Origin of the sequence: Terrirhizobium terrae (assembly GCF_030323265.1) — a bacterium.
In the GTDB taxonomy this organism is placed as follows: Bacteria; Pseudomonadota; Alphaproteobacteria; order Rhizobiales; family Rhizobiaceae; genus Neorhizobium.
In genome coordinates this window covers 954718-968604 of sequence record NZ_CP104992.1, presented here as the reverse complement: position 1 = coordinate 968604, position 13887 = coordinate 954718, and the positions used below count along the sequence as shown (strand labels likewise).

Sequence of the window (13887 nt, the reverse complement as noted above, 5' to 3'; positions counted from 1 at the left end):
GTCAACTGCCCCCATCGAATGACGGGGCCCAAAGCATGTTTCTCACCAGCTATAATCGCGAACTCAACACTGCAAACCTTCTGCGTGAGGAAGAACCGGAAACGCTGGGCGCTCTGTTTGCGCGCCAGCCGGCCGAGCAGCTGCAGCCCGGCCAGTCGCTGTTCTTCGAGGGTGACGATGCCAAGCATGTGTTCGAACTGGCCGAAGGTGCGCTGCGCATATTCCGGATCATCGCCGATGGCCGCCGCGTCATCACCGGCTTCGTCTACGAGGGCGACCTCATCGGCGTGTCGCTGAAGGGCAAGTATCTCTATGGTGCCGAAGCGATCGTGCCGACGAAGGTCCGCCGCCTGACGCGCCGCGCCTTCGAGGCGGCGGTCAGCGAATCGGACGAGCTGCGCAGCCAAGTCTTCGAACGCGTCTGCGACGAGATGGCAGCGGCGCAGGACCAGATGGTGCTGCTGTCGTGCAAGAATGCCGAGGAGCGTCTCTGCACCTTCCTGGTCAAGCATGCCCGCCGGGCCTCTTTCGCCGGGGTGGCGCAGGCTCTCGTCCAGCTGCCGATGACCCGCCAGGACATGGCGGATTATTTAGGCCTGACGATCGAGACCGTGTCGCGTACGATCACCAAGCTTGCGGCCAAGGGCGTGCTCGGCTGCGTCGGACGTCATTCCATCAAGATCATCAAGCCGATGGTGCTTGCACAATTGGCAGGAGACGACGATGAATACGGCCACGCGATGGGGCTTCAGGAGAAGCGTCATCACTGAAGCATGTCGCGCAAAAGTGTACCGCGGTTTTGCGGCATCGACATGCGATGGAACAAAGATCTGAAGCGTGACGAGCGAATTCGCAGAATCGCCGCGCGCTTCAGAAGCAGCCAGGATGCCGATGCAGGACAATAGCGCCACCGATCTAACCACTCAGGCTCAGCTCGATGCCGTGATCAGACTGCTCGACGATGCCAATATCATCGTCCATGGGGCCGATGGCGTCATCATCCGCTGGAGCGCCGGTTGCGAAGCGCTCTATGGCTGGTCGAGCGAGGAGGCCGTCGGGCAGACGGTCCATCAGCTGCTGCAGACGCGCTTTCCGGTGCCGCTGGAGGAAATCCGCGGGCATGTCGCGCTCCACAAGACCTGGCAAGGCGAGGTCGAGCATCGCACGCGGGACGGCCGTTTCGTGTTCATCGCAAGCCGATGGGTGGAAGCGGTGCTCTCGGCCAAAGCCGGATCGATCATCATTCAGACCAACAATGACGTGACCGAGATGAAACGGGTGCAGAACGATTTGGCGGAACGGGAGGCGCATCTTCGCTCCATCCTCGATACAGTTCCGGAATCGATGATCGTCATCGACGATGCCGGGATCATCAATTCGTTCAGCGCGGCGGCCGAGCGCCTGTTCGGCTACCTGGCCGACGAGGTCTGCGGTCAGAACGTCAAGGTGCTGATGCCCAACCCGGACCGCACGGCGCATGACGACTATATCTCCCGTTACCTGACGACCGGCGAGCGCCGCATCATCGGTTATGGCCGTGTCGTGACGGGGCTGCGCAAGGATGGATCGACATTCCCGATGGAGCTTTCCGTCGGCGAAGCGCGCACCAATGGTCGGCGCATCTTCACCGGCTTCATCCGCGATCTGACGAGCCGCCACAAGATCGAGGAGGAGCTGCGGCAATCGCAGAAGATGGAAGCGATCGGGCAGCTGACCGGCGGCCTGGCGCATGATTTTAACAATCTGCTGACCGTCATCAGCGGCAATCTGGAAATGATGGAATACAGGCTGTCTGACCCGAACCTTCGGGTTCTGCTGCAGGAGGCCCAGTCGGCGGCGGACGATGGTGCAAAACTCACCGGCCAGCTTCTGGCCTTCGGGCGCCGGCAGCCGCTCAATCCGGCGCTCGTCGATGTCGGGCAGCTCGTGTCGAGCTTTTCCGAGCTGATGCGGCGGACGCTCGGCGAGGCCATCGAATTCAAGACCGTGGTTAGCGGCACGTCCAACGAAGCACTGGTCGACGGGTCGCAGCTGCAGAATGCGTTGCTGAACCTCGTCATCAATGCCCGTGACGCGATGTCCCGGGGCGGAAAGCTGACGCTGGAAATTTCCCGCGTGAAGCTCGATGTCGATTATGCGCAGATGTATCCGAATGTCCGTACAGGAGATTTCGTGCTCATCGCCGTCACCGATACCGGCAGCGGCATGACGCCGGAGGTGAAGGAGAAAGCCTTCGAGCCCTTCTTCACCACCAAGGGTCTCGGTGCCGGAACGGGGCTGGGCTTGAGCATGGTCTATGGCTTCGCCCGGCAGTCCGGCGGCAATATCCAGATCTATAGCGAGCCGGGGCAGGGGACCTCGATCAGGATGTTCCTGCCGGCGGCGCAGCGTAGCGTCGATAGCGAGACGCGAGAAGCGCAGGCCGGCCAGTTGCCGAGCCCGCCGCCCGGCGGAAGCGAAACCATTCTCGTGGTGGAAGACGACGCCCGCGTGCGGCGCGTGGCAGTCTCGCGGCTGACAAGCTTTGGCTATTCCGTCATCGAGGCGGAGAATGGAACGCAGGCGCTGGAGCAACTTGAGCGTCACGCGGATATCCAGCTGTTGTTCACCGATGTGGTGATGCCGGGCGGCATGACCGGTGACGAGCTGGCCGACCGGGTCCGTAGCGAACGGCCCCATATCAAGGTCCTGTTCACGTCAGGATACGCCGAGCCGGCGATCGCAGGCCGCGAGCTTGCGCTCTCGGGCAGCTGGCTGCAAAAGCCCTACACAGCACGGGAACTTGCCTTGCGACTGCGAGAACTGCTGGACTAACGGATTTTGACGGAAATGGTGGTGATCCCAGATGGATTCGAACCATCGGCCTCAGGATTAGGAATCCTGCGCTCTATCCTACTGAGCTATGGGACCACTTGATGCCACCCATACAAAAGCCGGCTGGATTAGCCAAGCCCTTTTGCGGGGATCCGCCCGGCCTCGTTACTCCGTCAGGCGTTTCTCCGTCAGACGCACCCAATAGGAAATGCCGTAGGCGATAGCCTCGTCGTCGAAATCGTAATGGGGGTTGTGGAGTGGCGCGGTCTCGCCGTTGCCGATGAAGATGAAGGCGCCGGGGCGCTTCTTCAGCATGAAGGCAAAATCCTCGCCGGCCATGGTCGGGTCCACGTTGGGGTCGACATTGTTCGTGCCGACGACTTCCGTCGCGACGCTGATCGCGTGATCGGTCTCCAGGTCGTGGTTGAAGGTGACGGGGCACTGGCGGTAGTAGTCTATGGTCGCCTCCGCGCCATGGGCGCCGACAATGCCTTCGACGATCTGGCGGATGCGGTTTTCGGCAAGATCGCGGGTTTCTTCACTTAGCGTGCGCACCGTGCCCATGATCGTCGCCTTGTCGGGGATAATGTTGTGGGTCGTACCGGCATCGAAGCGGGTAACGGAAATCACCACCGACTGGACCGGATCGGAATTGCGTGCGGCGATCGCCTGCAGGCTGCCGACCAGCTGCGAGCCGATGAAGATCGGGTCGATCGTCTTGTGGGGCTGCGCGGCATGCCCACCGCGCCCGCTGATGGTGATGGTGAAACGGTCGGGCGCCGCCATGATGCCGCCCTTGCGGATGGCGAACTGGCCGAGCGGAATTCCCGGCATGTTGTGCATGCCGTAGACCTCGTCGATGCCGAAGCGCTCCATCATGCCGTCCTCGACCATGGCAAGCGCGCCGGCACCGCCTTCTTCGGCCGGCTGGAAGATCAGCGCCACGCTGCCGTTGAAATTGCGGGTCTCGGAGAGATATTTCGCGGCACCCAGCAGCATGGATGTGTGGCCGTCGTGGCCACAGGCGTGCATGGCGCCGGGAATGGTCGAAGCATAGGGCTTGCCGGTCACCTCGGTCAGCGGCAGGGCGTCCATGTCGGCGCGCAGGCCGATCGTACGGGCGCCTTCGCCCTTGCCGCGGATGATGCCGACGACGCCGGTGCGGCCGATGCCGGTGACGATTTCATCTACGCCGAACTCGCGCAGTTTTTCCGCCACGAAAGCCGCGGTGTTGTCGACGTCATAGAGAATTTCGGGGTTTTGATGGAGAAATCGTCGCCACTCCGTCACTTCGCCCTGAAGTTCGGCAGCGCGGTTCAATATCGGCATTGTTTATCCTATCAGTGGCTTCACGCGGTTATGACTCTTCTCCTTCAGCGATACTGCCTGCACAGATTGACGTAATCAATCTTCTTTGCCATTGCTTCGTCATATAGGCCATCTAATGGCCCCACTCGTTAACATCGAGACGAGGAACTACCTTGCCGCATTCGAATATTCGCCACCGTACCGCCAGACGGATAGCCTGCCTCGTGGCGGCGTTTGGTATCGTTGCTTCCGCGACCGGCGCTTCCGCCAATCCGCGCATGCTGATCGACGCCAATACCGGCCGGGTCATCGCGCATCAGGACGCTTTCCGGAAATGGTATCCGGCCTCGCTGACGAAATTGATGACGGCCTATGTCACGTTCCGCGCGATCAACAGCGGTCGCCTGTCGCTCGACAGTACCGTTGTGATGAGCAAGAAGGCTGCCGACGAGCCAGCCAGCAAGATGTATTTCAGACCCGGCTCCAAGCTCACGCTGGACAGCGCCCTGAAGATCCTGCTCGTAAAATCCGCCAATGATATCGCGGTAGCCGTTGCCGAGACGGTGGGCGGATCGACAGACCAGTTCGTTGCCATGATGAATGCGGAGGCCAAGCGCCTCGGCATGGCGTCGACGCATTTCATCAATCCGCACGGCCTGCCCGGCAAGGGCCAGTATACGACCGCGCGAGACCTCGGCATCCTGGCACTGCACATCAAAGCCGAATATCCGCAATATGCGGGCTATTTCACTATCGAAGGTATCGATACCGGCAAGAAGCAGTATCCCAACTTCAACACGTTGATCGGTCGCTTCGATGGCGCCGACGGGATGAAGACGGGCTTTATCTGCGCATCCGGTTTCAACCAGGTCTCGTCCGCCACCCGCAATGGCCGCACCGTGATTTCGGTTGTGCTGGGTGCAGACAGTCTTGCAGGACGCGCGGATGATTCCGCCAATCTGCTGCAGCAGGGGCTCACCTCAACTGCCGGCCAGGGCGCGCCGCTCTCGTCGCTGGCGCCCTATGGCGACACGGCCAATGTCAACGACATCAGCCAGGACATCTGCAATCCGAAGGCTGCCAAGGTTCGCAGCGAAGGCCGCGACGATGCCGGCCGGACCGTGCTGCATTCGCCCTATATCCATGAGATGACGCGACCGCCGCAATACAGCTTCGCAGGTCTGATCCCGGGCAGCGAGCCGGAGCCGACGACGATCGGCAACAAGACCTACGCGAATATCCCGGTCCCGGTGCCGCGCCCCACCTTCTGATTGGAATATCCCATGGCCTACGGGCAGGACCGCATACCGGTCTCCATCATCACCGGGTTTCTCGGTGCCGGCAAATCGACGCTGCTCAACCGCATGCTGCGTGATCCGGCGGCGAAGGACATCGCCGTCATCATCAACGAGTTCGGTGAGGTCGGCATCGACAACCTGCTCGTCGAGGCCTCGGGGGATCTCGCTGGTCGAGCTGTCGAACGGCTGCCTCTGCTGCACCGTGCGCGGCGAACTGGTCGATACGCTGGCCTCGATGATCGACGCATTCCAGACGGGGCGTGCAAAGCGCGTGACGCGGGTGGTGATCGAGACGACGGGGCTTGCCGATCCCGCGCCCGTCATGCAATCGGTCATGGGCAATCCCGTCATCGCCCAGAATTTCGAGCTTGAAGGCGTGGTCACCGTCGTCGATGCGGTCAACGGCCTCGCGACGCTCGACGCGCATGACGAGGCGGTGAAGCAGGTGGCTGTCGCCGACCGGCTCGTCGTGTCGAAGCAGACGCTTGCCAGCGCCGAGCAGCTCTCTGCGCTTCGGGCAAGGCTTGCGGCGCTCAATCCGCGTGCGCCGGCAACGGATGGCGACGATGCTTCTGCCGGCAGTCTGGCGATCCTGGAAAACGGTCTCTACGATCCGTCGAACAAGATTGCCGATGTGGACCGCTGGCTGCGCGACGAGATGGCAGCCGATGCGCATCACGACCATGGCCATGGCAAGCATCACCACGGCCACCACGATCATCATCATGGGCACGATCACGAACACCATCACGATGGCCGCCACCATACTCACGATGTGAGCCGCCACGGGGCCGATATCCGGTCCTTTTCGATCGTCCATGACCGGCCGATCGATCCGATGGCGATCGATATGTTCATCGACCTGCTGCGGTCGGCGCATGGCGAGAAGCTGTTGCGGATGAAGGCGATCGTGAAACTGTCGGACAATCCCGGGCGGCCGCTCGTCCTGCATGGCGTGCAGGCGATCTTCCACCCGCCGCAGCGTCTGCCGCATTGGCCGGCGGGGTCGGATGAGAAGACGCGGATGGTGCTGATCACCAAGGGGCTGGAGGAAGAGTTCGTCTCCGACCTGTTCGCCGCCTTCACCGGTGATCCGCGGCTCGATCGTCCCGATCGCGCGGCGCTGGAGGATAATCCGCTGGCGGTGCCGGGCTTCCGGCGCTGATCGTCAGCCCTCGGCCGACAGGCCTTTGCGGATGACGAAGCGATGGCCGTCCGGCGTCTTCAGCGCCTCGACCAGCTCATGGCCTTCCTGATTGCAGAAATGCGGAATGTCGATGCCGGCGAGCGGATCGCTCGTCTCGATCGTCAGGCGATCGCCCGTCTCGAGTGATTTCAGGCGGCGACGTGTCTTCAGCACCGGCAGAGGGCATTTCAGCCCCCGCAAGTCGTAGACGCCATCGGTCTCGATTATCACTGCTTGTCCCAGAACTTCCAGAACGGCTTCTTGGCTTCGCCGACCGGGGCCGCAGGAGCGGCGTAGGCTAACGGGTTCTGTTCTGGAACCGGCACGGCGGAGGTCCGGCCTTCGGCCGTTTCCACGGTAGGCGTGGCAGCCTGCGGCGTGCTGGCGGTCGGCAGGCGATCCTGCTTCATGCGCTCTGCAGCCGTTGCCGGGCGGGGCGAGGAGGAGACGGAAGCGAGCTGCGTCGATGCGGGTTTCGGCTGGCCTGCGGCCATGCGCTTTTCCATCATCGCCTGGAATTCTGACTGGGACATCAGCTTGCCGGCTGCCAGCGAGGTGCCAGTCGGGGCATAGGCCAGTTCACGGCCCTTGCGCTTTTCGGCAACGACAGCCTTGCGCTCGGCTTCGCTGGGTTCGTACCAGACCTTGGAGCCAAGCTTGTCGACGGCCTTTTCGTAAGCGACGTCGTAAGTCTTGTTATAGGTCGACAGTGCGGAGACCAGCGCCGGCGGCGTCGACATTTCCGGGCAGGCGGCTGCGGCATTCACCGGTCCGCTTGCCTGCTGGTTAAATGTGTATTTCTTGCCGCAGACGGCCACTTCCGGCGGACGCTTGGTGACTTCGAAATTGTCGTAGCCGACCTTGATCATCTTCCAGAAGTCGTAGTGCTCGCTCTCGCGGTGGCGTGCCATGTTCTCGGCGGTCATGCGGAAGGGCAGGGCCTGCAGCTGGACCGCCGTCTGGCCGCCCTTGAAGGCGTCGCGCGCGAAGGCGTAGATCTCGAGGATCTGCTCGTCGGTCATCGAATAGCAGCCGGAGGACGAGCAGGCGCCGTGGATCATCAGGTTCGAACCGCTGCGGCCGTTGGCGGCATCGTAACGGTTCGGAAAGCCGGTGTTGATCGCGAGATAATATTTGGAATTCGGGTTCAGATGCGCCGGCGTCAGGCTGTAGAAACCTTCGGGCGCCTGGCGGTCGCCTTCCTTGACCTTGGGGCCGAGCTTGCCGGACCAGGCGCAGATGTCGTAGCTGCGGATCATGTCGAAGCGGTTGTCCGCCTTCGCCTTCCAGATCTCGAGCTTGCCCTCTTCCTTGTAGATGCGGATCATGATCGGCGACGTGCGAGGCATGTTCTTTGCCTGCATATCCGCGACGACCTTGGCCGAAAGCGGCTGTTCAACCTTGTTCTTGACCTTGGAAATGTCGACGCCGGTGGCGGAATCAAGGGTGTCGTTGCAGCCGGTGAGGGCTGTTGCAACCAGAAGAGCGAAGGCGATGTGCTTCAGACGCATCGTAACGGACCACATATCTAGTTCGGCATCAAAACCGGGGCAGAGGTGTGCAATAATAAAGCGGTAATCTTTACATCTTCTTAACCGCTAAAAATTGGCTGTCCAGTAAAACCCTCTGCAGGCAGTGTTATGAGCAATGTGGCCGAAATTGGCAAGCCGCCTCGCGGCTCGCCGATTTTTAGAGATTGCGGCCGATATCGAGGAATTTCTGGCGGCGTGCGGCGCGAACTTCTTCTCCGGACAGCTTGCCCAGGTCCTGCAGGGCCGAGGCGATAACCTTGCCGGCGGCGTTCATGACGGTCACCGGCTCGCGATGGGCACCGCCGATCGGTTCCGGGATGATTTCGTCGATGATGCCGAGGCCCTTCAGGTCTTCGGCGGTGATCTTCATGTTGGTTGCCGCTTCGCGGGCGCGGGTGGAATCGCGCCACAGGATGGAGGCTGCACCTTCCGGCGAGATGACCGAGTAGATCGCGTGCTCGAGCATGTAGACGCGGTTGCCGGTGGCGATCGCGATCGCGCCGCCGGATCCGCCTTCGCCGATGACCATGGAGATCATCGGAACCTTGACGCCGAGGCACATTTCCGTCGAGCGGGCGATGGCTTCCGCCTGGCCGCGCTCTTCGGCGCCGACGCCCGGATAGGCGCCTGCCGTGTCGACGAGGCTGATGATCGGCAGGCCGAAACGGTCGGCCATTTCCATCACGCGGATCGCCTTGCGATAGCCTTCGGGGCGCGGGCTACCGAAATTGTGCTTGAGGCGGGTCTTGGTGTCGCTGCCCTTTTCCTGGCCGATCAGGGCGACCGGCATGCCGTTGAAGCGGGCGAGGCCCGCCTGGATGGCGGCGTCTTCACCAAAATTGCGGTCGCCGGCAAGCGGCGTGAACTCGGTGAACAGGTGAGCGGCATAATCGACGAAGTGCGGACGCTGCGGATGGCGGGCAACCTGCGTCTTCTCCCAGGCGCCGAGCTTGGAATAGATGTCGCGGGTCGCTTCCTTGACGCGCACTTCAAGCCGGGTGATCTCGTCCGACGTGTCGATGCTTTCGTCTTCAGCAGCAAGCTTTTTCAGCTCGTGAATCTTTCCCTCGAGGTCCGAGATGGGCTTTTCGAAATCGAGATAAGTCTGCATGAGATCCGGTTTCCCGTTTGTCTTTACGTCGGGAACGCCGCGTTCCCATTTTCAAGTGGGCCTCTATTCCCGGTTTTTGGCCTCTTTTGCAAGGGGGTGATGTGATTCGACTAGTTGGCGGAGCCTTTCCTCCAACACATGTGTGTATATCTGGGTGGTGGAAATGTCCGAATGTCCAAGCAGTTCCTGCACGACACGCAGATCCGCGCCGTTTGCCAGAAGGTGGCTGGCAAAGGCATGACGCATCACATGCGGCGAGATCGCCGAGGTTTTCAGGCCGGCGCGTGCGGCAAGCCCCTTGAGGTCTCGGGCAAAGACCTGACGCGGCAGATATCCGGCGCTGCCATAGGATGGGAACAGCCACGGGCTTTCCTCCGCATCGCCCTCCGCGGCGCGCTTGGCCTCACCATAGGCGGCAAGTGCCGTGATGGCGGAGCGCGACAGCGGGACCACGCGCTCCTTGTTGCCCTTGCCGCGGATCATCAGAAACCGGCCTTCTTGCTCCAGCACCTTCAACGGCAGGGATACGAGCTCGCTGACGCGCATGCCGGTGGCATAGAGCAGTTCGAGCAAGGCCAGCATGCGCAGGCGCGTCAAGCTGCCGTCTCCCGGCTCGTTCGCTTCCAACGCTGCGCGCTCCAGAAGTCGGCTCACGTCCGCCTCGCTCATGTTCTTCGGCAGGGCGCGTCCCTTTTTGGCGCATCCAGGATCGCCGTCGGGTCGTCGCTCCTCAGACCTTCGGCATAGAGGAACTTGTAGAACTGCCGCATGGCCGAAAGCCGCCGGGCCTGGGAGGAGGGGCGAAGGCGCGCTTTCCGAGATGGGCCAGATAGGCCGAGAGGTGGTTGCTCTCAGCGTTGAGGGGGAGGTCTTTGCCGAGATCAGAAATTTGTGAAGATCGTCCAGATCGCGGCGGTAAGAGAGAAGTGTGTTCTCCGCAGCGCCGCGTTCCGCGCTCAGCATTTCGAGAAAGGCTTCGATATGGGCGCCGGAAAGATCCCTCATCGCGAACGTTCCTTGCTCACGGTTGGGTAGATGGAGCCGGCGGGTTCAGTCGCTCGGATGGCACGCGCACGGTGATCTCCCGCTCGCGGGGCTCCACCAGCACGACGAGCGCGACCATTCCGCCGTAGATCACGCCGGCGATCAGCGCCAGTATGAAGAGAAAGCGGAAAAGTGTCGGCATGGAAAGCTCCGTATCGTTCCCCGCGCACTATACGTCGAATGGTTTACAGATCGACAAGATGTGCAGCTTTGACGCTCTCTCCGCAACCGTGGCTTGACGCTGGATGAACATTTGGTGATACCGTTTGCAAGAACGGACGGCATCATGAGTGAAGTAGCAACAGTCGGGCAACAGCCATCGCAGGATCGGCCTCTGCGGGATCAGGCGCGGGAAGCGCTCGGCAACCGTAACCTGATTTTCGTCGGCCTGATGGGGGCTGGGAAATCCGTCATCGGTCGGCTTGTCGCCCAGACACTGGGCATTCCCTTCATCGATACCGATGCCGAGATCGAATCCGTTTCCCGCATGACAATTGCCGAACTCTTCGCCCAATATGGCGAGACGGAGTTCCGGGCGCTGGAAACGCGTGTGGTGGAGCGGTTGCTGAAGCAAGGGCCGCGGGTCGTGTCGACCGGCGGCGGCGCCTTCATCAACGAGGCAACGCGGGAGCAGATCAAGCTCGGCGGCATATCGATCTGGCTCAAGGCCGATCTCGATGTCCTGTGGGAGCGCGTCAACCGCCGCGACCACCGGCCGCTGCTGAAGACCGAAAATCCAAGACAGACGCTGGAAAACCTGATGATCCAGCGCTACCCGATCTACGAACAGGCCGACCTGACCGTGATTTCGGGCAATGTCCGCAAGGACGTGATGGTCACCGAGGTGCTGCAGGCGCTCGCCGACCTCGCGCAGGAAAGTGAAGCTCCATGACAGTGCAGACCCGCTCCCCGAACGACTGGTGCATGTTCCGCTCGGCGAGCGCGCCTATGACATCCTGATCGGTCCCGGTCTTCTGGCCCGGGCGGGCGGCGAGATCACCACCCGGCTGAAGGGCCGCAGGGCTGCGATCGTCACCGACGAGAATGTCGCGCCGCTCTATCTCGAAGCGCTGATGGATGGCCTGCAGACCGACGGTATCGAGGCGGTATCGCTGACGCTTCCGGCCGGTGAGAAGACCAAGAGCATCGAACATCTGGCGACCGTCTGCGACATGGTGCTGGCTGCCCGTATCGAGCGCAACGATGCGGTCATCGCGCTCGGCGGCGGCGTCATCGGCGACCTCGCAGGCTTTGCCGCCGGCATCGTGCGTCGCGGCGTGCGCTTCGTGCAGATTCCGACCTCGCTTCTGGCGCAGGTCGACAGCTCGGTCGGCGGCAAGACCGGCATCAATACTCGCCACGGCAAGAACCTGCTCGGCGTCTTCCATCAGCCCGACCTTGTTCTGGCGGATACCGCAGCCCTAGACACGCTTTCGCCGCGGGAATTCCGCGCAGGCTATGCGGAAGTCGCCAAATACGGCCTGATCGACAATCCGGTGTTCTTCGAATGGCTGGAAAAGAACTGGCAGAGCATGTTTGCCGGCGGTCCGGAGCGGATCGAGGCGATCGCCGTCAGCTGCCAGTCCAAGGCGGATGTCGTGGTCGAGGACGAGCGCGAGACCGGCCGCCGCGCGCTCCTCAATCTCGGTCATACATTCGGCCATGCGCTCGAAGCCGCAACTGAATATGACAGCCGCAGGCTGGTGCATGGCGAAGGTGTGGCGATCGGGATGGTACTGGCGCACCAGTTCTCCTCGCGTCTCAACCTCGCCAGCATGGACGATGCGCGCCGGGTCGAAGCGCATCTGAAGGCCGTCGGCCTGCCGACCAACATTTCCGATATTCCGGGCGACATGCCGGGCGCGGATGTGCTGCTCGATGCGATCATGCAGGACAAGAAGGTCAAGGGCGGCAAGCTCACCTTCATCCTCACCCACGGCATCGGTCAGTCCTTCATCGCCGACGATGTCCCGTCTTCGGAAGTGCTGAGTTTTCTCAAGGAAAAGTTGCCCAGATGACATCGCCAGGCGGCCTCTTCTCGCGCGCTGTCAACGCTGTCATCCGCGGCGTGATGCGCGCGACAGGCGTGCCGCTGAACCAGAAGACACTGGAACTCGGCGATCATGACGAGCTTCATGCCGCGCTGGATGCGATCCATAAGGAAGGCAATTTCGAGGGCAAGGACCGCGACCGGCTGAGTGCGCTCTTTGATCTGGAAGAGCTCGAAGTCTCCGACGTGATGAAGCACCGCATGGCGATGCTGGCGATCAATGCCGACGATCCGGCCGAGGTCTCGGTCCGCACCGTGCTGGAAAGCCCCTATACGCGCATGCCGGTCTGGCGTAATTCGACCGAAAACATCATCGGTGTTGTCCACGCCAAGGATCTTTTGCGCGCGCTCCTGGAGCCCGGTGTTGGTCCGGGCGATGTCGATATCGTCAAGATCGCGCAAAAGCCCTGGTTCGTGCCGGACAGTACCAGCCTCAAGGACCAGCTTGCGGCCTTCCTCAAGCGGCGCGTCCATTTCGCCGTCGTCGTCGACGAATATGGCGAAGTGCAGGGCATCGTCACCCTTGAAGACATTATGGAAGAAATCGTCGGCGACATTGCCGATGAACACGATGTCGAGCTGCGTGGCGTGCGGCAGGAGGCGAACGGCTCGGTCGTGGTCGATGGCTCCGTGCCGATCCGCGATCTCAACCGGGCGCTTGGATGGGATCTGCCGGATGAGGAGGTCACGACGATCGCCGGTCTCGTGATCAACGAATCGAAGCTCATCCCAGAGGAGCGCCAAGCATTCACCTTCTACGGCAAGCGCTTCGTGGTCATGAAGCGGGAGAAGAACCGCATCACCCGCCTGCGCATCCGCCCGGCAGAGGACGAGGGGCTGCCGACCTAAAACGTCGTCCCGTCGCTGCTGACGAGCTTCAAAATCTGTACGCTCGTCGGCAGTTCGATGAGAAACTCCTCGTCGCGCGGCAGGTGGTGGATCGCGGTCGGATCATCGCCGGCAAAGCTCGTCATCGCCTCCATGCTTTCCCAGTAGGAAATCGTCATGAATTCGCTTTCGGTGTCGCGGTCCTCGCGAAAAGTCTGCACGCCGAGTGCCTTCTCCACCAGCGGCACGATGCCGACATCGCGATTATAGACCTCGTATTCATCTGCTCTGTCACGGGTGGTGCGGCCGCGCCAGATCCTAGCAATCTTCGCCTTTGTCGCCAGATTGACCATCTGCTCCTCCTTGGATTGAGGAGGTCGAACGCCTATATGGGGAGCGGGTTCCCCTCACCAGCGCGTCTGTTCACCCGGTGCTGCGGCTTCCACCGCAAGTGCGTGGAGGCCGGCGTCCAGTTCCGACTTCAGGAGAGCATTCACGGTCCGGTGCCGGTCGATCCGGCTCATTCCCGCAAACGTCGCGGCGACGATGCGAATCCGCATATGGGTCTCGCCTTCACCCGTGATGTTGGGCTGGTGCCCGGCATGGTGATGGCTTTCGTCGATTACTTCCAGCCTCTCAGGCGTGAGGTTATCGCGAAGCGTCGCTTCAATACGGGTTCTGACGGACATTTTTGGCTCCGGTGTGCGGCGCAAGAG

Annotated in this window: 13 protein-coding genes, 1 tRNA gene and 2 pseudogenes; 7 read left to right on the top strand and 9 right to left on the bottom strand. The window is 61.7% G+C overall.

What is annotated here, in order from left to right:
* Window positions 1–35: 35 nt before the first annotated feature.
* Both N7E02_RS12765 and N7E02_RS12760 read left to right on the top strand, forming a co-directional pair.
* The gene (locus tag N7E02_RS12765) at window positions 36–770 is read left to right on the top strand and encodes a helix-turn-helix domain-containing protein (protein WP_286582314.1); all 735 of its coding nucleotides are present in this window, start codon (window positions 36–38) and stop codon (window positions 768–770) included.
* A gap of 115 nt (window positions 771–885) precedes the next feature.
* Window positions 886–2814: a hybrid sensor histidine kinase/response regulator gene (locus N7E02_RS12760; protein ID WP_286583800.1), complete on the top strand. Its 1929-nt coding sequence runs from the start codon at window positions 886–888 to the stop codon at window positions 2812–2814.
* A 19-nt stretch (window positions 2815–2833) separates the two neighbouring features.
* Here N7E02_RS12760 and N7E02_RS12755 read toward each other — a convergent pair.
* Both N7E02_RS12755 and N7E02_RS12750 read right to left on the bottom strand, forming a co-directional pair.
* Window positions 2834–2910, bottom strand: a tRNA-Arg gene (locus N7E02_RS12755).
* A gap of 69 nt (window positions 2911–2979) precedes the next feature.
* Window positions 2980–4143, bottom strand: a complete 1164-nt coding sequence (locus tag N7E02_RS12750; RefSeq protein ID WP_286582313.1) for a M20 aminoacylase family protein — start codon at window positions 4141–4143, stop codon at window positions 2980–2982.
* A gap of 152 nt (window positions 4144–4295) precedes the next feature.
* Between N7E02_RS12750 and N7E02_RS12745 the strand changes: the two genes are divergently transcribed.
* Both N7E02_RS12745 and N7E02_RS12740 read left to right on the top strand, forming a co-directional pair.
* Window positions 4296–5393: a D-alanyl-D-alanine carboxypeptidase family protein gene (locus N7E02_RS12745; RefSeq protein ID WP_374730689.1), complete on the top strand. Its 1098-nt coding sequence runs from the start codon at window positions 4296–4298 to the stop codon at window positions 5391–5393.
* Between the two features lie 12 nt (window positions 5394–5405).
* Window positions 5406–6585 (top strand): annotated as a pseudogene (locus N7E02_RS12740) (CobW family GTP-binding protein).
* Between the two features lie 3 nt (window positions 6586–6588).
* Here the strand turns inward: N7E02_RS12740 and N7E02_RS12735 are convergent.
* The 5 genes from N7E02_RS12735 to N7E02_RS12715 all read right to left on the bottom strand — a co-directional run bounded on the left by N7E02_RS12735 (window position 6589) and on the right by N7E02_RS12715 (window position 10435).
* Window positions 6589–6837: a sulfurtransferase TusA family protein gene (locus N7E02_RS12735; RefSeq protein ID WP_286582312.1), complete on the bottom strand. Its 249-nt coding sequence runs from the start codon at window positions 6835–6837 to the stop codon at window positions 6589–6591.
* Window positions 6834–8117 carry a L,D-transpeptidase family protein gene (locus N7E02_RS12730; RefSeq protein WP_286582310.1) on the bottom strand — a complete coding sequence of 428 codons (1284 nt, stop codon included), beginning with the start codon at window positions 8115–8117 and terminating at the stop codon, window positions 6834–6836. Before N7E02_RS12730 ends, N7E02_RS12735 begins: the two co-directional genes overlap by 4 nt.
* 178 nt (window positions 8118–8295) lie before the next feature.
* The gene (locus N7E02_RS12725) at window positions 8296–9249 is read right to left on the bottom strand and encodes an acetyl-CoA carboxylase carboxyltransferase subunit alpha (protein WP_092999490.1); all 954 of its coding nucleotides are present in this window, start codon (window positions 9247–9249) and stop codon (window positions 8296–8298) included.
* 63 nt (window positions 9250–9312) lie between these two features.
* Window positions 9313–10254, bottom strand: a complete 942-nt coding sequence (locus N7E02_RS12720) for a tyrosine recombinase (protein WP_445344465.1) — start codon at window positions 10252–10254, stop codon at window positions 9313–9315.
* 16 nt (window positions 10255–10270) lie between these two features.
* Window positions 10271–10435, bottom strand: coding sequence for a hypothetical protein (locus N7E02_RS12715; RefSeq protein ID WP_092999488.1), 165 nt, complete (start codon window positions 10433–10435; stop codon window positions 10271–10273).
* Window positions 10436–10579: 144 nt separating this feature from the next.
* Between N7E02_RS12715 and N7E02_RS12710 the strand changes: the two genes are divergently transcribed.
* From N7E02_RS12710 to N7E02_RS12700, 3 genes and pseudogenes are all read left to right on the top strand, one after another.
* Window positions 10580–11185: a shikimate kinase gene (locus N7E02_RS12710; RefSeq protein ID WP_286582309.1), complete on the top strand. Its 606-nt coding sequence runs from the start codon at window positions 10580–10582 to the stop codon at window positions 11183–11185.
* A complete protein-coding gene (gene aroB / locus N7E02_RS12705) occupies window positions 11172–12311 on the top strand; it encodes a 3-dehydroquinate synthase (RefSeq protein ID WP_286582308.1) in 1140 nt (379 codons plus the stop codon). Before N7E02_RS12710 ends, aroB begins: the two co-directional genes overlap by 14 nt.
* An 11-nt stretch (window positions 12312–12322) precedes the next feature.
* Window positions 12323–13192 (top strand): annotated as a pseudogene (locus N7E02_RS12700) (transporter associated domain-containing protein); the annotation flags it as partial.
* On the opposite strand, the gene N7E02_RS12695 reads toward N7E02_RS12700, so the two are convergent.
* Window positions 13189–13524: an antibiotic biosynthesis monooxygenase family protein gene (locus N7E02_RS12695; protein ID WP_286582307.1), complete on the bottom strand. Its 336-nt coding sequence runs from the start codon at window positions 13522–13524 to the stop codon at window positions 13189–13191. The pseudogene N7E02_RS12700 and the gene N7E02_RS12695 overlap by 4 nt on opposite strands.
* A gap of 54 nt (window positions 13525–13578) precedes the next feature.
* Window positions 13579–13860 (bottom strand): BolA family protein, encoded by a 282-nt coding sequence (locus N7E02_RS12690; protein WP_286582306.1) that lies wholly within the window; start codon window positions 13858–13860, stop codon window positions 13579–13581.
* Between the last annotated feature and the right edge of the window lie 27 nt (window positions 13861–13887).